Here is a 21,974-nt window from a genome sequence, read left to right on the forward strand (position 1 = left end):
GACTCGAACTGCTCTATCTGAGTCGATAGTTGATGACTCAAGCGCGCTTCGAGACTGCCCAGAGCCTAAACGATCTATGGTGTGAGATCTGTAACGCGTGATGCGGGTGTGATGCGTCTCAACTCGCCTCGCCACAGGTGGAGTCGGCCGTCAGGCGTTCGGTGCCGCGTGGACGCGCTCGCCTCCCACATAGGTCAGTGCCACCTTCGTCTCGGCGATCGCCTCCGGCGGCCCGTCAAACGGGTCGCGGTCCAGAATGACCAGATCCGCCAGGGCCCCCTCCCGTACGCTCCCGGTGTCGTCTAGGTGGTTCGCGTACGCCGATCCCGCCGTGTACGCCGTCAGCGCGGCCGTGAGGCCGATGCGCTCGCCGGGCAGGAACACCGGGCCTGCCTCCTCGGGGCTCACGCGGTTGACCGCGACATGGATGCCCTGCAGCGGGTCGGGGCTGCTGACGGGCCAGTCGCTGCCCGCCGCGAGCAGCGCCCCGGAGCGCAGCAGCGCCCCGAACGGGTACTGCCAGGCGGCGCGTTCGGCACCGAGGAACGGGATGGTCAGTTGATCCATCTGCGGCTCGTGCGCGGCCCACAGCGGCTGGATGTTGGCCGTGGCGCCGAGGCGCGCGAAACGGGGTACGTCGTCGGGGTGCACGACCTGGAGGTGCGCCAGGTGCGGACGCGTATCGCTCGGCCCGTTCACCTGCCGCGCCGCCTCGACGGCGTCCAGGGCATCGCGTACGGCCCGGTCGCCCAGCGCGTGGAAATGGCACTGGAACCCGAGTGAGTCCAATTCGGTGACGTATGAGGGAAGCTGGGCCGGGTCGATGAAGCTGGTGCCCCGGTTGGCCGTCGCGCAGCCGCATGTGTCGAGATAGGGGTCGAGCAACGAGGCGGTGCCGTTCTCGGCGACCCCGTCCAGCATGAGCTTGACGCTGGTGGCCCGGAACCGTCCGTGGCTCAACGCGGCCCGTCGCTCGACGAGTTCGGGGATCTGTTCCGCCCGGCGTGCGCGGTCCCACCACAGGGCGCCGACGACGCGGGCGGTCAGTGAACCGTCGCGGGCGGCCGTCAGATAGGCCCCGGACGGATCGTCCATGCCCAGGAACGTGCCGACGAGCGCGTCCTGCCAGGCGGTGATGCCGAGCGCGTGCAGATGCCGTTGCGCGTGCAGCAGTGCCGCGAGCCGGTCCGCCGGGGTGGCCGGAGGCGTGATCCGGCCGACGTACTGCATGGCTCCTTCCTGCAGCATGCCGCTGGGTTCGCCCGAGGCGTCCCGCTCGAAGCGGCCGTCGGCAGGGTCCGGCGTGTCGCGGGTGACGCCCGCGAGTTCCAGGGCGCGGCTGTTGACCCAGGCGCCGTGGTGGTCGCGATTGGGCAGGTACACCGGCCGGTCGGGTACGACGGCGTCCAGCAGTTCCTTGGTCGGCGTACCGCCCTCGAACGCCTCCATCGACCAGCCGCCGCCCGTGATCCACTCCCGGTCGGGGTGGGCGTCGGCGTACGCGCGGACGGCGGCGAGCGTGTCCTCGGCCGTCTTGGCCTCGGTCAGGTCGCACTGAGTGAGCTCCAGGCCCGCCGGGACCGGGTGCACGTGCGCGTCCTGGAAGCCGGGCAGGAGCAGCCGTCCGGCGAGGTCGACCACCTCGGTCTTCGGGCCGACGAGGTCGTGGACTTCGGAATGTCCGACGGCGGCGATCCGGTCGCCGGTCACGGCGACGGCTGTCGCGGTGCGGCCTTCGGGGGTGAGGACCGGGCCGCCGGTGAAGAGGAGGTCAGCGTGCATGTTCCGTTTCCTTGCCGGGGTGGGACGTGCGGGTGTCGTGCGGTCTTCTCAGTGAGGTGTCGCGAGCAGCTGTGGTGCGTCTGCGTCGGTGCCATGCCCGGTACGGAAGTACGGGGACTTGCGGACCCATTTCGCCCACGCGGCGGCCACGAAACCGGAGACGGTCATCACAGCGGGCGTGAGCAGGAGGAACCACCCGTTGTCAGCGCTGACTTCGAGATGGTCGGTGGAGGTGTAGAAGGACCAGCCCAGGTAGCCGCCGAGCCCGAGCAGCGCCGCGGCACTCAAGGAGGGCAGCACCACTGCCCGTATCCCCTGGCGCCAGTCCTCGCGCAGCAGCCCCCGGAAGCGAACGGCGGCCGCGAGCGCGGTGAGCGCGTAGGAGAGGGCGACCACGATTCCGACCGCGTTGACCGTCGCCATGATCATGTCGGCCAGCCGGGGGATCACCAGGGCGAGCGCGGCCACGGTCGTCGCCATCGCGCCGATCAGCAGCGTCCCGGTCGCCGGAGTCCCGTACCGTGTGCTGACCTTGGCCCAGACGGGCCCGAGCGTACGATCCCGGCTCATCGCGAACATGCCGCGCGCCGTCGGGATCACCCCCGCCTGGAGCGAGGCGACGGCCGAGAACATCAGGGCCACCAGCGGCAGCGCGGCCAGCGGCTGCGAGGCCAGCCGGTCGCCGAAGAAGGCCAGTCCCTGGGCGCCGTGCCCGGCCAACTCCTCCTCGGACAGCACACGTTGGAAGGCGATGGAGCCGAGCAGGAACAGCCCCAGCATCGTCACCAGCGTGATCGTCCCGGCACGCGACGCGTCCCGTGGATCGCGCACCTCCTCGTTCACGGTGAACGCCGCCTCGAAGCCCCAGTAGCAGAAGACCGACAGCAGCAGCCCCTGTGCGAGCGCCGACGCCGAAGGAATCGCGAACGGGTCGAACCAGCTCAGGCTGAAGGGATGTGGCCCGGTGACGATGCCGTATCCGCAGAAGCCCAGCAGGACGACGTACTCGAAGACCAGCAGCCAGCTCTGCAGCCGCGCCGCGGTCCTGACCCCGGTGATCGCGGTGAACGTGACGGCGACGAGGACCAGGATGCCCACCGCCGTCGTCTGCGCGGTGGAGCCCGGATCGAGCGTGAGGCCCGCCACCCGGTGCAGCCCCGCCTCACCGGCGAGCTGGAGCATCGTCGAACCGGTCACGGCTGTGGTGTACGCCAGGAACGCCACCGTGGCCACGATGCTCACCCAGCCGACCAGGAAACCCAGCCAGGGATTCAGCGAACGGCCCACCCACACATAGCCGTTGCCCGCGTTCGGCTCGACCCGGTTCAGCCGGGAGTAGGCGCCCGCGATCCCGAGGATCGGCAGGAAGGCCAGCAGCATGATGGCGGGCAGATGCAGCCCCACCACCCCGGCCGTCACCCCGAGCCCGATGCCGATGCTGGTGGTCGCCGCCGTACTCGAGGCGGCGATCGCGACGCCGTCCACGACGCCGAGGGTCTTGCGCAAGGAAGGGGGATCCACACCGTACGGCTTCTGCGTCATGGCCTGCTCCGATCGCACCCGGGGGCCTGATTCCGGCCCGATGACCGGAAATGAAACTGCCCGGGGCCTTAACAGGTCAACGATGTTGACATAAGGTGCCCGCATCGGAGGGAGAGCCCATGACGTCCACGAACGACCGAGTCGTCCCGCCCGCCGCCCGTCGGCGCAGACGCCCCACCAAGACGGGCGTCGTGCTCTCCGAGGAACTGATCGTCGAGACGGCGCTACGGCTGCTCAAGGAGCACGGCGCCGACGCCCTCACCGTCCGCCGCCTGGGCCTCGCCCTCGGCGCCGACCCCAGCGCCCTGTACCGGTACTTCCGCGACACCGACGATCTGCTGCTCGCCATCGCCGACGAGCTCATCGGCCGCACGCTGCGCGACTGGCACCCCACCGGGGAGTGGCGCGCCGACCTGTGGGACCTGGGCCTGCGCGTGCACTCCGGGTCCCTCGCCCATCCGCAGGCCGCGGTCCTCAGCTCCTACCGTGTGACGGGCCGGGTCCACGAGATCGAGGCCGTCGAGGCGATCCTCGGTGTGCTGCGCGGCGCGGGCTTCCCCGATCCCGACGCCGTACGGATCTACCACGCGTTCGTAGACCAGGCGCTGTCGTTCGCGGCCCTCGACGCGGCGGGCCTCGCCCTCCCACGGGCCGCGCGCGAGGCGGAGGCGGGCGTCTGGAGGGCGACGTACGCCCGGTTGCCCGCCGACACACACCCGCACATCGCGGCGACGGCCCGCCATCTGGTGGCGGACATGCGACGCAGCGCGTATCCGGCGGCGCTGGACATGCTGCTGACCGCGGCGGCGGCGCGACTGGAGGAGATCACGGAGCGCGGGAAGGTGTAGACGCGCCTGGGGAGAACGCCGGCGCGTCACACTGAGGAGTGCTCAGACGTCATCCCCGTAGACCCGTCCGTACGACGTCCCCCGTCAACCCCGTAGACCTGTCGTTACGACGTCCCCCGTCAACCCTGAAGACCTGTCCGTGCGACGGCCACCAGGAGGCTGCCCGACGATGAACCCGCCCGCCCGCACCCCGAAACAGCGCAAGCTGGACACGCTCAACCGGCTGGAGAACGACGAGGACGCATGGGTGTCCACGGCCGACGGCGACGGGGGACCTCCGTATCTGATTCCCCTGTCGTTCCTCTGGGACGGCACGACTCTGCTGCTGGCCACCCCGGCCGCCAGTCCGACCGGCCGGAACCTGCGGACGACCGGCAGGGCGCGCCTCGGCATCGGCCCGACCCGTGACGTGGTCATCGTCGAGGGCACTGTGGAGACGCTGGAGTCGGCCGAGCTGCCGGACGGAGTCGGCGACGCCTTCGCCGAGAAGACCGCCTTCGACCCGCGTCAACTCACCACCGCCTACCTCTACTTCCGCGTCACTCCGCGGCTCGTACAGGCCTGGCGCGAGGCCAACGAGATCTCGGGACGCGACCTCATGCGCGACGGCGCGTGGGTGGTGGCCGACTGAAATCGCCGGACGGGGTACCCGGGAGCGTGGGGCAGTCGGTGGCAGGAGGCCGCCCGCGCCCGGGAACCCCTGCGGAGGACACATGGCATTGGTCACGGCAGGCGTCGTGGTGCTGGACTGCGCCGAACCCGAGAAGCTCGCCACCTTCTACAAAGAGCTGCTCGAAGCCGAGGAGACGGACGCGACCGCCAACCGCGTGGAGATCAAGGGTGCCGACGGCATGCGGATGGCGTTCCGCCGCGACGTGACGGCGACGCCGCCGAGCTGGCCGCGCCCCGAGAATGCCCTCCAGGTCCACCTGGACTTCCATGTGGCGGACCTGGACGAGGCGGAACGCCGGGTCGTCGGCCTCGGCGGGCGCCCGCTCGATACCAAGGACGCGGCCGGCCCGTAGGAGGAACGGGTCTACGCCGACCCGGCCGGGCACTCCTTCACGCTGCGCCGGGCGGTGCGCTCGACAGCGCCCAAGCAGGGCTGACTTCCCGCGGGGCTTCACCCTCGGTCACTGACGGGTCCTCAGTCCCGGCCGCGCTCGGGTCTTCAGTCCCAGCCGGCCTTGGGGTCCTGCGTCCCAGCCGGCCTTGGGGTCTTCAGCCCCGGCCGTCCTTGTCCGAGGACGGCCACGCACCCGTGGAGCGCTCGATGGCCGTCGCGCCCGTGCGGTCCACCGCGCTGCGGACGACCGCGAAGATCGCTCCCTGGAGGGCGGCGGCGAGCAGCACCTCGCCCCAGCCGCGGTCCTGGTCCAGCGCGTCCGGCGCGTCCTCCTCGTGACGTATCGCCTTCCAGGTCTGCTGGAAGGCGAGTCCTGCGAGGGCGCCGCTCGCCCAGCTCAGCACGAAGCCCAGAGGCTTGTAGGCGAGGGGGAGCTTGAGCTTCTTCCGCTTCTGGGACACCTGGTCTCCTTTGCCTCTCCGGTCAGGGACGCGCACGCGCCGGAACCTCTGCACCCTCCGGCCCCGTCCCACGCGGTCCCGTCGACGGTGTCACCGAATCCGGGCGTCTGGTAGAGGTCGTGGGCGCACGCCCACAGCACCTGGTGCCCGGGTGGGCGTTGCCCGATTCCCGCCGTGCCCGCGGTGTGAGGCGGACGGGCCTGGGAAACCGGCCGGTGTGGGCAACGACTCGACGGACCGGCCGAACCGTTCGGACCGCAAGACCCGCGTCACCGTGCTGGTAGCGCTGGGCGCCAACATGCTGATCGCCGTGGCCAAGGCGGTCGGCGGCCTGGTCGCCGGCTCACCCGCGCTGCTCTCGGAGGCGGCGCACTCCGTGGCCGACAGCATGAACGAGCTGTTCCTGCTGGCCGCCCTGCGGCGCAGCCGCCGCCCCGCCGACCGACGGCATCCGTTCGGCTACGGTAAGGAGCGGTTCTTCTGGTCGCTGCTCGCGGCCGTCGGCATCTTCGTGATGGGCGGCTGCTTCTCCTTCTTCCAGGGCTTCGAGGCCTTCACGAACGGCGCCGAGGAGTCGTTCCACGGCTATGTGGCGGGGCTCGCGGTCCTCGCGGTGGCTCTCCTCGCCGAAGGCGCCTCGCTGCTGCGCGCGCTCCACCAGGTCCACCAGCAGGGCGGTAGGAGCGGTATGCGGGATCCCGCGCTGCGTACGGTCGTCGCCGAGGACGGCACCGCGGTGCTCGGCGTGACCCTCGCCGCCGCCGGCATGGCGCTGCACATGGTCACGGGCCAGGTCGGGTGGGAGGCCTCCGCCTCCCTCGCCATCGGGGTGCTGCTCGTGTACGTCGCCTACCGGCTGGGCCGTGACGCCCGCGACCAGCTGATCGGGCAGGCCGCCGACGAGGAGCAGAGCCGCAGGATCCGTGCCCTGCTGGAGGCGCAGCCCGAGATCGACAGCGTGGAGGCGCTGCTGACCATGCAGCTGGGCCTCGACTCGACCCTGGTGGCCGCCCGTATCGATCTCGTCCCGGGGCTCGACAGCGAGGAGGTCGAAGACGTCGCCGTCCGCATCAAGCGCTCCGTCGCCCACACCGTCCAGGAGGCCGACCAGATCTTCCTCGACGTCACCGACGCACGAACGGCGCGGGCGGCCGCGCCGGGCGACGCGGCAGGAGGAAGCCCCGCCGCGACGGGGGAGCGCGGCGGGGCCTGACGCTCGGGTGCCCGGCCGGCGACGGATCATGCGCGCCGAATCCGAGGAAATTTCAGCGGCCCGGCATCCTCGTGAACGGTGGCTCGGGAACCTCGTGCCCTGGGAGGCGCCGACCGCTCGGAAATCCGCACGCGGTGCGTGCGCACCTGTGGCTCGGACTCCGCACGTGAGGGAGGCACCGTCCGCTCGGACCCCTCACCCCAAGAGACTCGTTCCCCCACCCCCAAGCGAGACGCGTTCCCCCCACCCGCGAAAGAGACGCGTTCCCCCCACCCGCGACAGAGACTCGAACCCCGCACCTCGTGAGAGAGACACGGGCCGCTCGGCTCTCACCCCGTGAGATACGCCAGCACGGCCAGCACCCGCCGATTGTGCTCCTCGCCCGTCGCGAGCCCGAGCTTTGCCATGATCGAGCCGACATGGGTCTCCACGGTCCGCTCGGTGAGCCACAGCCGCCGTGCGATGCCCAGGTTGGTGCGGCCCTCGGCCATCAGCCCGAGCACCTCCGCCTCGCGGGGGGTGAGGGAGGCGAGGGGATCCCGGTGTGCGCCGAGCATGCGGGAGACCACCTCGGGGTCCAGGGCGGATCCGCCGGCCGCGACGCGCCGCAGCGCCTCCAGGAAGTCCTCGACGTCGAAGACGCGGTCCTTGAGGAGATAGCCGAACCGTCCCTGCGCGACCAGCTCCACCGCGTTGCGGGTCTCGATGTGCTGTGACAGGAGCACAATGCCCAACTCGGGAAACTCGTCGCGCACACGCCGCGCGGCCCGCGCCCCGTCGTCCGTCAGATCGGGCGGCATCCGGATGTCGATGACGGCCAGATCGGGCCGCGCCTCGGCCACGGCGGCCACCAGCGAGTGGGCGTCCCCCGCCCGCCCGACGATCTCGTGCCCCGCGTCCGCGAGCAGCCGCGCGAGTCCTTCCCGGAAGAGCGCCGAGTCCTCGCCGATCACGATACGCATGGCAGCACCGCCTCCACGGTCGTCCCGGCACCGGCCCCGCTGGTGATGTGCAGCCGTCCGCCGAGCGCGGCCACTCGGTCGGTCAGCCCCGAGAGCCCGGACCCCGTACGGGGGTTGGCACCGCCCCGCCCGTCGTCGCGCACGGTCACCCGCACCGTGCCGTCCCCGTCCTCGCGCACGACGACTCCGATGCTCGCGGCCTCCGCGTGCTTCACCGCGTTGGTGACGGCCTCGCTCGCCACGAAGTACGCGGTCGTCGCGACGTCGTCGGGCAGCGTCCGTCCGTCGAGCCGCCAGTCCAGCCGCACCGGCGCCCGCGCGGCGAGCGCCTCCAGCGCGGGGCCCAGTCCGTCGTCCAGCGAGCTGGGCCGAAGACCGTGCGCCAGCTCACGCAACTCCGCGACGGCGGTGCCGAGTTCGGCCACGGCCTGGTCGAGCAGGCCGTCCACGTCGACCGTGCCGTCGTCGAGGTGACGCTGGGCGAGCCGTAGCGCCATGCCGAGTGTGACGAGCCGTGACTGGGCGCCGTCGTGCAAGTCCCGCTCCAGGCGCCGCCGTTCGCGGTAGCCGGCGCGCAGCAACCGGCTCCGGCTGGCCTCCACCTCGCCGAGCGCGCCCGCGAGTTCGGCCCGCAGCCGTACCGTCTCGACGAGCGAGACGCAGGCGGTGGCGACCTCGCGCGGACACGGCCCGTCGATCACGCCGATCACCCTCCCCCAGGCTCCGGCCGAGGGGACCCCCATCTCGCCTCGCTCGGCGGCCCGGACTTCGAGGCCCGCCGTGACCCGCACGCCGTCGCAGTCCCTGAACTCCGTTCCGCCCGGCAGCAGATAGCCCACGCGCAGCTCGGGAGCCCGCAGCGCGCTCCGCAGCGCATCCTCCAACTCCTCGGGACGCGCCCGGCCTTCGTGCACCGAACGCTCCAGCGCCCGTACGGCGGCCAGTGCTGTCTGACGTGCGGGATAGAAGCGCCGGTCCACCCGCCGCCGTACCCGGTTCTTGACAGGGACGAGCGCCGCGGCCACCAGAGCGGTCACGGCGGATGCCAGGATCGCGCTGCCCCGGCCCAAGGCCAGACCCCCGGAGGCGGCGGCCGCGCTGTACACGCCGAGCAGCCCCGTCGTGACCACGGCCCAGGTGACGACCGCGCTGGTGGCGCGGTCGACGTCGTACAGGTCGTGTCGCAGGATGGCCAGCGCGGTCAGCGACGGCACGCCGAGATAGAGGGCGACGAGCCCCAGCCAGATGAAGACCCCGACCTCGCCGAACAGCAGGTAGTCCGTCCAGCAGAACAGCAGCGTGCCCGGCAGTGCGACAGCGCCGAGGGCGAACCACTTCACCTGGGACCGCTGCACCGGTTCGGCCGTGCGGTAGCGGCGCCGCATCACCAGCATCGAGGCGACGAGCAGCAGCATGAGCAGCCCGAGCGAGGCGTACGCCACCCACATCAGCGACGCGGGCACCGTCGGCAGTGGGTGTCCGAAGTCCGCGAAGGGCGGGTCGTACGGGGTGGGATCGAGCGCGGCGAGCACGTCGAAGACGACCGGGTCGATCAGGACTCCGTACAGCACCAGGCGCGGGAAGCGGCCGGCCGGCAGGCGTCCGTCCGGGAAGACCAGCACGAGGAGCATGACCGGCACATACCACAACGTCCAGAGTCCGGCGCCGAGTTGGTGGACAACCTCGGCGCCGGGCAGTAGTCGCGAGCGGTCGACGCTCACCTGGCCGTAGGTGTCGCCGAGCATGATCAGCGGGGGTACGAGGCCGATGAGCGTGAGCAGGAAGCCGACCGGGTTGGCCGGACGGCGGCCGGAGACGAACAGGCCGAGGCCGGTGGAGAAGGCCCCAACCACGGCCGCTCCGACGACGGTGAGCACATCCCCGGCGGCGGGGGCGGGATCCAGGAACAGCAGCGCGCAGCCCCCTGCGGTCACGAGCGCTGTCAATGACGCGGTGACCAGGGAGAGTCGGCGGGGCCAGGGCATGCGCTCACGGTAGGACCGGAGGGCGGGCGTCGGTATCCGTACTGACACGCAGGATCTGCCCGTGGCAGCTCCGATGTGGCGCCAACCCCCGTCGCGCGACAGTGCAGTGACGCACCATCACGTCGGACGCCCGGGAGACCGCCATGACCGCCCACGCCACCACCGCCGAACGCCCCGCGTACACCCTGCCCTCGCCCCGACTGCGGCCCTTCGCCACGCTCGCCCTGGTCGCGGTCGTCGTCGGACAGGTGATGAACTTCCTGCTCACCTGGCTGGCGCCGGGAGGGGACCCCAGCGACGGCAACTCGTACGACAAGGTCGCCGACAACCGGGGCGCCTTCTGGACGCTCTACGCCTATGGAGGCGTGGGCATCGCCGTGTTCACCGTCGGCCTCGCGGTCGCCGTCTGCATCCTGGTGCGCGAACGCGGAGCCGTACTCGCCCGGATCGGCTCCGTGGTCGCGGTGCTCTCCGGGGTGTTCCTGGCCGCGGGGCTCGCCTCGATCGCCGCCGTCTACTCGTACGCGACCGACAGCGCCGCCCTGAACGAGCCGGCCGGACGCGCCTTCGTCCACTACGTCAATGCCCACGACGGCCAACTCATGGGCCTGGTGGCCCCTGGCGCACTGGCCACGCTTCTGGCGACGCTGCTCATCACCGTGGCCCTGCTGCGCTCGCGCGTGCTCCCGTGGTGGATCTCGGTGCTGTTCCTCGTCGGCGGCCCGCTGGGCTTCGTTTTCTCGTCGGGGACGTCGGGAGCGGTGGCGGCGCTGCCGGGTGCGGTGTCGGCGATCCTGATCGCCGCACAGGCGTGGCGGCGCACTGCCGCCTGACCAGGGGGGGAGTGGCCCGCACCGGCGCGGGGGGCCGGTGCGGGCCACCGCTGTGCGTGTGCGCTCGTCAGCCGGCCGGCGTCAGTCGGTCGGCTCCAGTACGAAGACGGGGATCTCGCGGTCGGTCTTCTTCTGGTAGTCGGCGTAGGGGGGATACGCGGCGACCGCGCGCTCCCACCACAGGGCCTTCTCCTCGCCGGTGACCTCACGAGCCGTCAGACCATGGCGCGTGGGGCCGTCCTGGAGCTCCACGTGCGGGTCGGACTTGACGTTGAAGTACCAGACCGGGTGCTTGGGGGCTCCGCCCAGGGAGGCGACCACCGCGTACTGGCCCTCGTGCTCGACGCGCATCAGCGGGGTCTTGCGGATCTTGCCGCTCTTGGCGCCACGGGTCGTGAGAATGATGACGGGCAGGCCCGTGTCCATCAGGGTGTTCCCCTTGGTGCCGCCGGAGCTCTCGTACAGCTCCACCTGTTCCCGCACCCACTGCGTCGGGCTGGGTTCGTACTCGCCCTCAAGAGGCATGACTTCCGTCCCATCGTCGCGTCGTACTGGTCGTGTCTCGGCACGATTCAACACCAGTGCGGACCCGAATCTTCCGCACCATTGCCTCGCGTGTAATCGCGTCCGGCGGACACGTGCGGCACCGTGGAGCCGTTCCCGCACACAGACGACACAGACGACACAGACGACACAGGGGCGCCCCCATCGCCGTACGCACCGATCACGCCTCGACGCACGCGCCGTGGTCGACGAGCACTGCACCGACGGAGCCCGGCGGGGAAATGTGACAGGCCCGGAGACGGGAGCCGACAGATGCCCCGTCATTGCGGGGCAACCAGCATCCGTACGGCCAGCACCGTGATCACGGCGCTCGACGCGAGCGCCGTCACCAGCTGTCCCCGCTGTCCCGTCAGGGCACGTCCGAGCAGCGCGCCGCCCCCGGCGAGCAGGATTTGCCAGCTCGCGGACGCGACGAAGGCGGCGAGGACGAACACCCCCTGCTCCAAGGGGCGCACCGCCTCGGCGGTACGGCTGCCGAGCACCAGCGCGGCGAAGTAGATCACCGTGGTGGGGTTGAGCAGGGTGATCCCCAGCAGCGCCAGATACGCGCGCGACGGGCGCGACGGATCCGGTGCCGAGCGGGCGGCGAGCCGCTGACCGCGGTACTGGCGCAACGCGGAGACCGCGCCCCGTGTCGCCAGCGCGGCCAGCACCAGTCCTGATGCCCAGCGCAGCGGGAGCAGGACCGGCTGCAGAGCGGCCGCGAGCGCGGCACCGCCGAGCGTGGCGACCAGGGCATACAGCCCGTCGGCGGTCGCGACGCCCAGCGCGGCGCAGACGCCGATCCGCAGGGATGTACGAGCGGTGAGGAAGACGAGGTAGGTCGCGACCGCTCCTACGGGCATGGCGATGCCGAAGCCCGCGAGAAGCCCCGCGACGAGCGCGGCGGTCACGACCGGGGAAGCGCAGGCCTCCGCGGTCGGCCGGGCTGCTGCTGGACCCGCACCGGACGAGCGGTGGCGGAAGTCAGCGGCAGGAAGGCTTCGATCGTGGACATGGGCAGATCCTGGGGCCACCGGATTTGCCCACGCAAGCGAATTACCGGAGAGCTACTCTGGAGAAGATCAGGCCATGTGTGCGCCACCAGAGCGGTGGCACACATGGGAAACCCGAGAACTCGGCGGCGGCTCCCCCCGCACTTCGGTCAGATCGCGCATCCGGCGCATCTGGCCGAACTTCACGTGGCCGTGTAGATGCCCGGGGCATCTAATGATGATCGGCAAGAGGGAACCAGCGCTTGCGAGGTCACCATGACAGAGCCCCTCACGACGGAACCCCCCACGACGGAACCGATTGCCTTCCCCCAGGACCGTACGTGTCCCTACCACCCGCCCACCGCCTACGACCCCTTGCGTGAGGCGCGCCCGCTCTCGCGGATCTCCCTGTTCGACGGGCGCGCCGTGTGGGTGGTCACGGGCCACGCCACCGCCCGTGAACTCCTCAGCGACCCGCGACTCTCGTCGGACCGCACCCTGCCCGCCTTCCCGGCGCTCACGGAGCGGTTCGCGGCGGTGCGCAACCGCCGCGTCGCGCTGCTCGGACTCGACGACCCCGAGCATCACACGCAACGCCGCATGCTGGTCCCGAGCTTCACCCTCAAGCGGGTCGCCACGCTGCGCCCGCGCATCCAGGAGACCGTCGACCGGTTCCTCGACCGGATGGCGGGGCAGGGCCCGCCGGTCGATCTGGTGGACGCCTTCGCACTGCCCGTGCCCTCCATGGTGATCTGCGCCCTGCTCGGCGTCCCGTACGCCGACCACGACTTCTTCGAGGAGAAGTCCCGCAGACTGCTGCGCGGCCCCGCCGCGGCCGACATCCAGAACGCGCGCAACGAGCTGGACGCGTACTTCGGCTCATTGATCGACAGCAAGCAGCGGGAGCCGGGCGACGGACTCCTCGACGAGCTCATCCATGATCAGCTGCGCGAGGGCACGGTCGATCGCGAGGAGCTGATCTCACTGGCCACGATCCTGCTCGTCGCCGGGCACGAGACAACGGCGAACATGATCTCGCTCGGCACGTTCACGCTGCTGAGGCACCCGGAACAGCTTGCGGAGCTACGCACCGAGCCGACGCTGATGCCCGCCGCCGTCGAGGAGCTGCTGCGCTTCCTCTCCATCGCGGACGGGCTGCTGCGGGTCGCCACCGAGGACATCGAGGTGGCCGGGAAAACGATCCAGGCCGACGAGGGAGTGATCTTCTCGACCTCCGTCATCAACCGCGACGGGCACACCTTCCCCGAACCCGACGCCTTGGACTGGCACCGCTCGGCCCGCCAGCACATCGCGTTCGGCTTCGGCATCCACCAGTGCCTCGGCCAGAACCTCGCCCGGGCCGAGATGGAGATCGCGCTGCTGTCGCTCTTCGACCGGTTCCCCGGGCTGCGGCTCGCCGCACCGGTCGACGACATCCCCTTCAAACCCGGAGACACGATCCAGGGAATGCTGGAACTCCCTGTGACCTGGTAAGAGGCTGCGGACATGAGCATCGAGATCTCCATCGACAAGGACGTCTGCATCGGCGCGGGCCAGTGCGCCCTCACCGCCCCGGGCGTCTTCACCCAGGACGACGACGGATTCAGCGAGCTGCTGCCGGGCCGCGAGGACGGCGGCGGCGACCCGATGGTGCGGGAGGCGGCCCGGGCCTGCCCGGTCAGTGCCATCACCGTGTCCGAGACCTGACGGCCGTACGAGGCTCGAAGGTCATCTGATTCCTTCGAGATGCCCCGGCCTTCAGGCCGGGGAGGAATCGGATTCCTGCGGTGCAGGGCAGGGACAGCCGGGAGCGGTTGCCCTATCGCTGGGCTGCCACCAGCACTCGTGCCGCTTCCGCCGCTTGCTCGGCGGGCTCCGTGGTCCGCGTGATGCCCGCGGTCACCATGGCGCCTTCGGCGAGCAGATACAGCTGGTCCGCGAGGGGGGAGGGGAGCCCGGCGTCGGCCACCAGCCTCCGCAGATATTCCTTGAACGCCCTTTTGTGTGCGCGGACTTGGGCGGTCACGCGGGGCGAGGTGGCGCCGAGTTCCCCGTACGAGTTGATCCAGGCGCACCCTCGGAAGTCGGGCTCCGCGAACCACAGCCGCAGCCAGTCGAAGACGGCCTGGATCCGCTCTTCGGGCTGCTCGCACTGGTCGACGTGCTCGGCCAGTCGCTGTCGCCAGCGGATGTCGCGCCGCTCCAAGTACGCCTCGACAAGCTGCTCCTTGGCGGGGAACAGCTGGTACAGCCGCTTGAGCGATACGCCGGACGCGCCGCGGATGTCGTCCATGCCGACGGTCTGGATGCCCCGCCCGTAGAACAGCTCCTCCGCGGCGTCGAGCGCCTGTTCCCGGGCGAGGGCCAGGGCCTGGTCCCGGGCGGCCGTGCTGTTCATTCGGGTGGCTCCTTGACGTGAGAACGGTCGTTCTCTAGATTAGCAGTCATGATGGAGAACGCTCGTTCTCCATCCATCCGGATTGTCGAGACCGCCGAGATCAAGGAATCCCCATGACCGACCGCCCGCCCCTGCCGCCCTTCAACCGTGAGACCGCTGCCCAGAAGGTCCAGGCCGCCGAGGATGCCTGGAACACCCGCGATCCCCACAAGGTCTCGCTCGCTTACTCCGAGGACTCGGTCTGGCGCAACCGCGACACCTTCGTGACGGGCCGCGCGGAGATCGTGGAACTCCTGACGGCGAAGTGGGCGCGCGAGCGCGAGTACGCCCTGCGCAAGGACCTCTGGGCCTTCGACGGCAACCGCATCGCCGTCCGCTTCCAGTACGAGTGCCGCGACGCCGACGGCCAGTGGTGGCGGTCGTACGGCAATGAGCTGTGGGAGTTCGACGAGCACGGTCTGATGACGCGGCGCGAGGCCAGCATCAACGATGTACCGATCGAGGAGAAGGAGCGCCGGATCTTCGGCCCGCGTCCGGAGTCGGAGCGGGGAGACACCTTCCCGGTTCGGTAGAGGCCCTGGACTCAGTACGAGTCTCGGACTTGGTACTGGTCCCGGACTCGGACAAGTCCCGTGTGTTCATTAGGGTTCCCGGGTGAGTCAACACGCCGAAAAGCCCTTCCTCTACGTCGTCGTCTGCGCGGCGGGCATCGCCGAGGACATCAGCAAACTGATCACCGCCGCCCAGGAACGGAACTGGGAGGTCGGCGTCTTCGCCACCCCCCAGGGCCTCGGCTTCATCGACGCGACGGCCGTCGAGGCGCAGACCGGCCGCCCGATCCGGTCCGCCTGGCGGTCCCCCGGCGACCCGCGCCCCTTCCCGGCCCCGGACGCGGTGGCCGTCGCACCGGCCACCTTCAACACCGTCAACAAGTGGGCGGCCGGCATATCCGACACCCTCGCCCTGGGAACCCTGTGCGAGGCGTACGGCCTGGGCGTCCCGATCGCCGTACTGCCGTGTGTGAGCGAGGCGTTGGCGGCCCACCCCGCCTACCGCGCGAGTGTCGAGCGGCTGCGCGGGATGGGCATCCGGTTCGGTGACCCGTACTCCGGGGAGCCGCAACAGGACGGCGGCCGCGCGGAGTTCCACTGGGAGCGGGTGCTGGACCTGCTCAAGGCCGACGGTAGATCGTGATCGAGTGGCCGACCTCGTCGATGGGCGTGCTGGTGGCGAGCAGCGCCGCCAACCGGTCGTCGGCCTTGGCGATCGAGGTGTCGGACACGACGAGCAGCCCGTGCACCTCGCTCGTCGGCGCCTTGCGCGGATCGGCCGCGTCGATGCCGTAGTACGACGGCACACCGGCGCCCTTGTAGACGAGCCAGACCTTCTCGTGCGGGTAGCGCCGGTCCAGACGGTCGGCGAGGCGGCCCAAGTCCTGTCCCCAGTCGACGTTCGAGTCGTGCAGACGCAGATGGGTCTGCGCGGGGCCGCCGAATGCCTCGTTGGAGTACGGCAGGTAGTACGGGTAGGTGAGCAGCGAACTCACGGCGACGAACAGGACCAAGGCCGCCGTGGCGACGTGCGCCCACCGCCGCCGGAAGGCGACGACACCGGCCGCCGCGACCGCGAGGAACACCGGTACGAACAGGGCGTAGCGCACGCCGAGGTCGCGGGAACCGTGCATCGCCGCGCCAAGCAGCACGGCCGGGGGGATCAGAACGTACGGGGCTGCCGTTCGCAGCCGAGGGACGGCCACCATCGCGACGGCACCGGCGAGCCACAGTGCGATCATGCCCAGCGGCGTCTTCACCAACAGCGCGACCGGCAGGTAGTACCAGAGCGACCCGCGGTAGAGCCGACCGAGGAGAAAGCCTTCCCACGTCGCGCTCTCGAAGCCGAACTGGACGCGCATCCCGTCCCGGTACGGCTGCGGGAAGGGCAGCCAGTCGATCAGCAGCCCGCGCAGCCCGTGGACGGCCGGGAGATGCGCGGGCGTCGTCCAGCGCAGCCGTGGGTCGACGGCGAGATAGGTGGCCCACACGACGGCGAGGGCCACCAGTGCCATGCCGACCGCGGCCGCCGCGCCGAGCCGAACCTTCCTGACCAGGCTGAGGTCGCGACCGTGCCACACGGACACCACCGCGAGGAGCAGCAGCACCAGAACGGCCGGCAGCGTGCTCATCTTCGTGGCCACCGCAGCGCCCAGCGCCGCTCCGGCGAGCGGCAGATGCAGGAGCGGACGCCGCCGCGCCCGCCACAGCAGCCACACCGACGTCAGGAGGAAACCGGACGCCGGTACGTCGAGCGTCGCCAGCGAGCCGTGCGCGATGACGTCGGGCGAGAACGCGTACAGGGCGAGCGCCACCAGCCCGCCCGCGGAGCCGACGAGTTCGCGCGCGAAGGCGAGCACGACAAGGCCGAACAGCAGCGTCAGCACGATCACCGGCAGCCGCGCCCACAGCATCACCCGCCCCGGATCGTTGCCGGACTCGTACAGCACCCGCCGCCCGAGCGCCGTCTGATCACCCGTGAAGCCCGCGTCCAGATGAGCGTGGGCGAACACCACCCCGCTCCCGATGATCAGCTTGCCGAGCGGTGGATGCTCGGGGTTGTAGCGCAGACTGTGCTCCTGCACGTAGACCACCGCCGTGCCCACGTAAACGGGTTCGTCGATCGTCGGCGTCTGCTCGACGGCCGTCGTGACCATCGCGACCGCCATCTCGGCCAGCAGCGCGACCACGGCCACCACGAACACCCACCGCCGGTGCCGCCGAAGCCACTCGAATCGCCTCGACGGCGTCGCGCTGCTCACCGGCACGCGGTCCCCGTGCCTGCTGGCCATGAATGTCGGCATGCCCTCTGTTACGTCCACTCCGTACGAGCCTGCTCATCTCAGGGGAAGGCAAGAGTATGCACCGCCACAGTCCGATCCGTGCGACCCACGACGTCCGTCGGGCAACAGCGAGGCCATCGTCCAGCAGGATCCGGCTTCACCACCGACGGTGCTCAGGGACTGTCAGCGCGACGCGCACGGGCGCTGTGCACGTCGAGCACGGTCTGGAACTGCTCGCCCGCCTCGCGGACGCGGCCTGTCGCCAAGTAGGCGTGGCTTAGGCGGCTGCGGATGTCCATCTCCAGCCAGTCGTAGCTGGGGTCGGTGAGCGGGTTCAGCAACTGGTGCTGAAGGAGGGCGCGGGTACGACGAGCGCGGTCTTGCCGACCCCGGCCGTACCGTCCACCGTCACGATCGACACGGATCCGGGCGGAGAAGGCGCGATCAGTTGTGTCAGCTCGGCCTCCCGCCCGATCAGGTGGCCGGCGTCGCCCGGCAGGTCATTGACCGTGCGACAGGGTGAGCGCCTCGGAGAACCGGTCCATCGCGGTGGTCACGTCGCCGGACACCTTCGCGTGCCGCGCCTCGGCGGCCCGTTCGTCCAGCTCGGTCGCATCGAGCCGGACCCTGTGGCCGACGAAGCGGTACCGGCCCTTGCCGCTGCGGATCACCGACTCCGTCGGCCCGGCGCTCGCCACGTCAAGTGCCTTGCGCAGCGGGTGGATGTGGCTCGGCAGAACCTTGTGCCCCGACGCCGGCACCTGCCCGTCCCACAGGTCGTCGGGCAACTGCTCGTGGCTCACCTGCGTGTCCGCACACAGCACCAGCGCGGCGAGTACGGCCTGTCGCCGAACCGGGCCCAGGTCCAGCGGCGTTTCGCCAGGCCCGGAGCGGCCCGAGTAACTCGATCCGAAGCCGCTGAGGAGTTCCCCCGTCCACCGCGAAGCCTCCGCTCCCGTACATCATCGGAATTTCATCAGCATTGCAGCACCCCCGGCCATGGTGACGGACACGACATCGCACAACCCGCACAACTGAAGGGGGATCCCAGTGACCGAGATGGAGTTGGTGGCCATCGCGCTGGCCACAGGGGCGGCCGCCGGACTCACGGACACGGGACGCGGAGCCGTCCATGACCTCTACACCGGGCTGAGAGAGGCGGTCCGCCGGAGGTTGGCCGGGGCCGGCGGCAACAGTGGGGGCGGCGGCTACGGCGTACGGGTGCTGGACGCGTACGAGACGGACCCCGACGTGTGGCGGACTCGGCTGCTCCAGGTGCTGACCGGTTCCGGGGTGGAGAAGGACGAGGAGATCCTCGCGGCGGCCCGCGCCGTGCTCCGCGCGGAGCGCCGCCCGGGGCACCTCACGGTGGGCGTCTGCGGCGCCCAGGGGGTGCTGGTCGGGGACGGCAACACACGGCACAGCGCGTTCGGCTGATGACGGGATGCGCCCGTGAACCACCGGTAGTGACCGTGGCGGACCTTCGCATCTGGCGGGCGGGGAACCTCTTGCGGTCGTCCTCCCTCGCGTTATGGCCGGCCGCGTGGCCCACGAGTTCGACCGCTTCGCTCGCCCTTTGGCCTACGTGCCGGGGGCGCGGAAGGTGACCTGTCGGCGGACGGCCTCGTCGATGTCGTCGAGGGTGAGAAGGGGAGTGGCCCGGGTGTGGAGGGCGCCGCTGGCCTTGACGGTGAGGCTGATGGCCGCCATGGAGACTGGGTCGGGGAGGTCGATGATGAGGACGATGTCGTCCTCCCCGAAGGCGAAGTACATGGCCTCGACATTGCCGCCGAGGTCGGTGACGACCTGGTCGACGGCGGCGCGGCGGGCACTCGCGCCTTCCCTGAGCAGACCCTTGGTGCCCTCGGGCGTGTAGGTGGCCTGGATGAGGAACTTCGGCATCGGGACGCTCCCTGCCCATCGCTTGTCCGGTATGCAGAATGGCCTTCCCGCTGTCACCTCGGCCGCCACTCACCGGACGGCTGGATTCACTCGTTGGAAGCTGATCCGCTTCCCGCTGATCACGGGCTATCAGGGCGGTGTGGCTCTGCCTGCCATTGGGTTGGGCATCGATCACTGGCAGCCGAACGGTCGCCTCGTGCAACGCCTCCCGCAGCTGCGCCAGCGCAACCGCGGCTCTCGGGGAGGGGCCGAACGGGGGCGCTGCGGCGTCAGTGGCCCAGCTCCGCCCTGAGTTCCGGCTGGAGGAGCTCCCCGTGGGCGCGTACGAGGTCGTCGCACAGGTCCCAGATGCGTTCCACTGGAAGGGCGGCGGCCGTGGCGGGGTCGGCCATCGCGGCGTGGCGGATGTGGCGTGGTTCGCGGTCGGTGGCGGCGCGGACCACGAGGTCGTTGACGGCGATGTACGCGCTGTTGAGGGCCGCGCATTGTGGTGGAAGCGCACCGACGCGGGTCGGCTGGACGCCGAGCGCGTCGGTGAGGCAGGGGACTTCGACGACCGAGTCCGCGGGGAGGTTGTCGATGAGGCCGCGGTTGGGGACATTGCCGTAGATCGTGCGCGGCGTGCCGGTGAGGGTGCTGTGGATGATCTGCGGGGCGTACTCCAGGGTGCCCTCGACGGGGAGGGGCGCGCCCGTGGCCAGGGCCTCGCGAGTGCGCTCGTAGCTCGCCGTGTTCTCCTCGATGATCTCCAAGTATGCGCCCACCGGCAGCCGGAGCCGTTCGATCTCGCTGTCGTGGTGGAGGTACCAGGGGACGTACTCGGAGGAGTGCTCGCTGGTCTCGGTCGGGTAGTGGCCGAGGCGGCGGTACATGTCCACGCGGACCCGGCGCAGTAGCCCGGGGTCCGTGGCGATCGCCTCGTCCAGCAGCGGATAGAGGTTCTGCCCCGCACGCTCGAAGCGCAGGACCCAGGCTTGGTGGTTGACCCCGGCGGCCAGGTAGTTCACCTCTTCGAAGGGGACGCCGACGAGGTGGGCCAGGTCGTGCATGGTCCAGTACACCGAGTGGCACAGGCCCGTCACGCGCAGGTCGGGGGCGATACGGCTCAGGTAGAGGACGTTCATCGCCATCGGGTTGGTGTAGTTCAACAGCAGGGCGTTCGGGCAGAGTTCGGCCATGTCCGAGGCAAGGTCGCGCAGCACGGGGAAGGTACGCAGCGCGCGGAAGATGCCGCCGATGCCGAGCGTGTCGCCGATGGTCTGGCGCAGGCCGTAGCGGGCCGGGATGTCGAAATCGGTGCGGGTGGCCTTGTTCATGCCGACCTGGATGATGTTGATGACGAAGTCGGCGCCCTCCAGGGCCGCACGCCGGTCGAGATGCGTGGTGATCGTGGGCTTGGCCCCGCGTGCGGTGGCGGTGTGGCGGGCGGCGCCCTCCGCCGTCGCAAGCCGCTCCGGATCGATGTCGTGGAGCGCGATCCGCGCGTGGGCGAGTTCGGGGAACGTGAACAGGTCGGCGAGGAGTCCCTGCGTGAACACCACACTCCCGGCTCCGATGAAGGCGATCTTCGCGGTCGTGGTGTTGTTCATGAGCGGCTCCCCATCCCAGTGGTGTCGGTGGTGTCAGAGGTGTCTGAAGCGCCCGACGTGTCAGAGGTGTACGACGTCGCGGCGCGGGCCTCGTCCCATGTGGGCTGGGCCGCCGTACCGCCGTGACGTCGTGTCGACAGCGAACCGCAGGCCGCGCCGACCGCGAGCGAGGACCGAAGGCGGAGGCCCCGTAGGGTCGCGGCGACGAATCCGGCGTCGAAGCTGTCTCCCGCGCCGACGGTGTCGACGGGCTCGACCGGTACGGCGTCCGTGGTCAGCGTGCGTACTCCGTCGCTGGCGAGGGCGCCGTTCGCGCCGTCCTTGACCACGACCAGGGGACCCCGGCGGGCCAATGACGCTGCGGCGAGGGCGAGTTGACCTTCTCCAGCCAGCGCGAGGGCCTCGGCGGCGTTCGGCAGCAGGATGTCGGTGACCTTCAGGACAGGGTCGAGGAGGTCACGCTCCCAACGGCCGGCGGGATCGTCGTTGGTGTCCAGTGACGTCGTCGCTCCGAGCTCTTGAGCCAGCGCGAACAACCGGCTCAGAGATCGTGCCAGACGGGGCATCAGGAAGAACGACGCCGCGTGCACATGACGGGTGGCGGCCAGCAATTGTCTGGGCACGTCATCGGCGCAGGTCGTCGCCAGACAGCCGGGCGCGGTGAGGATGGCCCGGTCTCCGTCCTCTGCCGTGAGAACGGCGGTGAGCGGGGTGGGGAGGTGGGGATCCGTGACCAGGAAATCGACGTTCACCCCGCGTGCGGCCAGTGCGTCGCGTATGAAGGCGCCGGCGGGGTCGGCACCGACCCGGCCCGCGAACGCGACCCGCAGCCCGAGCCGCGCGGCCCCGCACGCCATGATCGCCGCAGATCCGCCGAGCACCAACCCGGCGTGCTCGACGAGTTGTTCACGCTGCCCGAAGGCGAGCGCAGGCGGCACGGGGCCGACCACGACGTCCGGATTGGCGTCGCCGATCACCAGGAGATCGAAGGAGTCCTCGTACAAGCCCATGGCGGTCACGGC

The 21,974-nt window shown here is 70.6% G+C and carries 22 protein-coding genes and 1 pseudogene; 10 read left to right on the plus strand and 13 right to left on the minus strand.

Features of this window, described 5'->3' with window-relative positions:
• Positions 1-150: 150 nt before the first annotated feature.
• Both ACZ4RZ_RS19125 and ACZ4RZ_RS19130 read right to left on the minus strand, forming a co-directional pair.
• A complete protein-coding gene (locus ACZ4RZ_RS19125; protein WP_467745996.1) occupies positions 151-1,782 on the minus strand; it encodes an amidohydrolase in 1,632 nt (543 codons plus the stop codon).
• 48 nt (positions 1,783-1,830) lie between these two features.
• A complete protein-coding gene (locus ACZ4RZ_RS19130; protein WP_467745997.1) occupies positions 1,831-3,324 on the minus strand; it encodes an APC family permease in 1,494 nt (497 codons plus the stop codon).
• A 119-nt stretch (positions 3,325-3,443) separates the two neighbouring features.
• Here ACZ4RZ_RS19130 and ACZ4RZ_RS19135 point away from each other — a divergent pair, with 119 nt between their 5' ends.
• The 3 genes and pseudogenes from ACZ4RZ_RS19135 (at position 3,444) to ACZ4RZ_RS19145 (ending at position 5,281) form a co-directional block, all read left to right on the plus strand.
• Positions 3,444-4,172, plus strand: coding sequence for a TetR/AcrR family transcriptional regulator (locus ACZ4RZ_RS19135; protein WP_467745999.1), 729 nt, complete (start codon positions 3,444-3,446; stop codon positions 4,170-4,172).
• Between the two features lie 169 nt (positions 4,173-4,341).
• Positions 4,342-4,803: a pyridoxamine 5'-phosphate oxidase family protein gene (locus ACZ4RZ_RS19140; protein ID WP_467746001.1), complete on the plus strand. Its 462-nt coding sequence runs from the start codon at positions 4,342-4,344 to the stop codon at positions 4,801-4,803.
• Between the two features lie 82 nt (positions 4,804-4,885).
• Positions 4,886-5,281, plus strand: a pseudogene (locus ACZ4RZ_RS19145) (VOC family protein).
• A 112-nt stretch (positions 5,282-5,393) separates the two neighbouring features.
• Here ACZ4RZ_RS19145 and ACZ4RZ_RS19150 read toward each other — a convergent pair.
• Positions 5,394-5,699, minus strand: a complete 306-nt coding sequence (locus ACZ4RZ_RS19150; protein WP_467746002.1) for a DUF4235 domain-containing protein — start codon at positions 5,697-5,699, stop codon at positions 5,394-5,396.
• A 274-nt stretch (positions 5,700-5,973) separates the two neighbouring features.
• On the opposite strand from ACZ4RZ_RS19150, the gene ACZ4RZ_RS19155 reads away from it, so the two are divergent.
• A complete protein-coding gene (locus ACZ4RZ_RS19155) occupies positions 5,974-6,912 on the plus strand; it encodes a cation diffusion facilitator family transporter (protein ID WP_467746465.1) in 939 nt (312 codons plus the stop codon).
• A gap of 329 nt (positions 6,913-7,241) precedes the next feature.
• On the opposite strand, the gene ACZ4RZ_RS19160 is transcribed toward ACZ4RZ_RS19155, so the two are convergent.
• Entirely contained in the window at positions 7,242-7,874 is a 633-nt protein-coding gene (locus ACZ4RZ_RS19160) for a response regulator (RefSeq protein ID WP_467746003.1), read from the minus strand.
• The gene (locus ACZ4RZ_RS19165; RefSeq protein WP_467746005.1) at positions 7,862-9,859 is read right to left on the minus strand and encodes a sensor histidine kinase; all 1,998 of its coding nucleotides are present in this window, start codon (positions 9,857-9,859) and stop codon (positions 7,862-7,864) included. Before ACZ4RZ_RS19165 ends, ACZ4RZ_RS19160 begins: the two co-directional genes overlap by 13 nt.
• 143 nt (positions 9,860-10,002) lie before the next feature.
• Here ACZ4RZ_RS19165 and ACZ4RZ_RS19170 point away from each other — a divergent pair, with 143 nt between their 5' ends.
• The gene (locus tag ACZ4RZ_RS19170; protein ID WP_467746006.1) at positions 10,003-10,692 is read left to right on the plus strand and encodes a DUF4386 family protein; all 690 of its coding nucleotides are present in this window, start codon (positions 10,003-10,005) and stop codon (positions 10,690-10,692) included.
• A gap of 81 nt (positions 10,693-10,773) precedes the next feature.
• Here ACZ4RZ_RS19170 and ACZ4RZ_RS19175 read toward each other — a convergent pair whose 3' ends face one another.
• Both ACZ4RZ_RS19175 and ACZ4RZ_RS19180 read right to left on the minus strand, forming a co-directional pair.
• Positions 10,774-11,217 (minus strand): nitroreductase family deazaflavin-dependent oxidoreductase, encoded by a 444-nt coding sequence (locus ACZ4RZ_RS19175; RefSeq protein ID WP_467746008.1) that lies wholly within the window; start codon positions 11,215-11,217, stop codon positions 10,774-10,776.
• A 299-nt stretch (positions 11,218-11,516) separates the two neighbouring features.
• The gene (locus tag ACZ4RZ_RS19180; protein ID WP_467746010.1) at positions 11,517-12,149 is read right to left on the minus strand and encodes a LysE family transporter; all 633 of its coding nucleotides are present in this window, start codon (positions 12,147-12,149) and stop codon (positions 11,517-11,519) included.
• 357 nt (positions 12,150-12,506) lie between these two features.
• On the opposite strand from ACZ4RZ_RS19180, the gene ACZ4RZ_RS19185 reads away from it, so the two are divergent.
• The gene (locus ACZ4RZ_RS19185; RefSeq protein WP_467746012.1) at positions 12,507-13,724 is read left to right on the plus strand and encodes a cytochrome P450; all 1,218 of its coding nucleotides are present in this window, start codon (positions 12,507-12,509) and stop codon (positions 13,722-13,724) included.
• Positions 13,725-13,742: 18 nt separating this feature from the next.
• Entirely contained in the window at positions 13,743-13,937 is a 195-nt protein-coding gene (locus tag ACZ4RZ_RS19190) for a ferredoxin (protein WP_467746467.1), read from the plus strand.
• Positions 13,938-14,049: 112 nt separating this feature from the next.
• Here ACZ4RZ_RS19190 and ACZ4RZ_RS19195 read toward each other — a convergent pair whose 3' ends face one another.
• Positions 14,050-14,628, minus strand: coding sequence for a TetR/AcrR family transcriptional regulator (locus ACZ4RZ_RS19195; protein WP_467746014.1), 579 nt, complete (start codon positions 14,626-14,628; stop codon positions 14,050-14,052).
• A 113-nt stretch (positions 14,629-14,741) separates the two neighbouring features.
• Here ACZ4RZ_RS19195 and ACZ4RZ_RS19200 point away from each other — a divergent pair, with 113 nt between their 5' ends.
• Together ACZ4RZ_RS19200 and ACZ4RZ_RS19205 are read left to right on the plus strand one after the other, a co-directional pair.
• Positions 14,742-15,200 (plus strand): nuclear transport factor 2 family protein, encoded by a 459-nt coding sequence (locus tag ACZ4RZ_RS19200; RefSeq protein ID WP_467746016.1) that lies wholly within the window; start codon positions 14,742-14,744, stop codon positions 15,198-15,200.
• Positions 15,201-15,282: 82 nt separating this feature from the next.
• A complete protein-coding gene (locus tag ACZ4RZ_RS19205) occupies positions 15,283-15,822 on the plus strand; it encodes a flavoprotein (RefSeq protein ID WP_467746017.1) in 540 nt (179 codons plus the stop codon).
• Here ACZ4RZ_RS19205 and ACZ4RZ_RS19210 read toward each other — a convergent pair.
• Both ACZ4RZ_RS19210 and ACZ4RZ_RS19215 read right to left on the minus strand, forming a co-directional pair.
• On the minus strand, positions 15,800-17,470 hold the full coding sequence (locus ACZ4RZ_RS19210) for a phospholipid carrier-dependent glycosyltransferase (RefSeq protein ID WP_467746019.1): 1,671 nt from the start codon (positions 17,468-17,470) through the stop codon (positions 15,800-15,802). The two genes, ACZ4RZ_RS19205 and ACZ4RZ_RS19210, sit on opposite strands and share 23 nt — an antisense overlap.
• A gap of 491 nt (positions 17,471-17,961) precedes the next feature.
• Positions 17,962-18,264 carry an AfsR/SARP family transcriptional regulator gene (locus ACZ4RZ_RS19215; protein WP_467746021.1) on the minus strand — a complete coding sequence of 101 codons (303 nt, stop codon included), beginning with the start codon at positions 18,262-18,264 and terminating at the stop codon, positions 17,962-17,964.
• Between the two features lie 247 nt (positions 18,265-18,511).
• Between ACZ4RZ_RS19215 and ACZ4RZ_RS19220 the strand changes: the two genes are divergently transcribed.
• Positions 18,512-18,898 carry a hypothetical protein gene (locus tag ACZ4RZ_RS19220; RefSeq protein ID WP_467746023.1) on the plus strand — a complete coding sequence of 129 codons (387 nt, stop codon included), beginning with the start codon at positions 18,512-18,514 and terminating at the stop codon, positions 18,896-18,898.
• Between the two features lie 144 nt (positions 18,899-19,042).
• On the opposite strand, the gene ACZ4RZ_RS19225 is transcribed toward ACZ4RZ_RS19220, so the two are convergent.
• The 3 genes from ACZ4RZ_RS19225 to ACZ4RZ_RS19235 all read right to left on the minus strand — a co-directional run bounded on the left by ACZ4RZ_RS19225 (position 19,043) and on the right by ACZ4RZ_RS19235 (position 21,962).
• Positions 19,043-19,363, minus strand: coding sequence for a GYD domain-containing protein (locus tag ACZ4RZ_RS19225; protein ID WP_467746024.1), 321 nt, complete (start codon positions 19,361-19,363; stop codon positions 19,043-19,045).
• A 269-nt stretch (positions 19,364-19,632) separates the two neighbouring features.
• A complete protein-coding gene (melA, locus tag ACZ4RZ_RS19230) occupies positions 19,633-20,952 on the minus strand; it encodes an alpha-galactosidase (protein WP_467746026.1) in 1,320 nt (439 codons plus the stop codon).
• The gene (locus ACZ4RZ_RS19235; protein WP_467746468.1) at positions 20,949-21,962 is read right to left on the minus strand and encodes a carbohydrate kinase family protein; all 1,014 of its coding nucleotides are present in this window, start codon (positions 21,960-21,962) and stop codon (positions 20,949-20,951) included. The genes melA and ACZ4RZ_RS19235 overlap by 4 nt, the downstream gene beginning before the upstream one ends.
• Between the last annotated feature and the right edge of the window lie 12 nt (positions 21,963-21,974).

Source organism: Streptomyces sp. NPDC027189 (genome assembly GCF_055566975.1).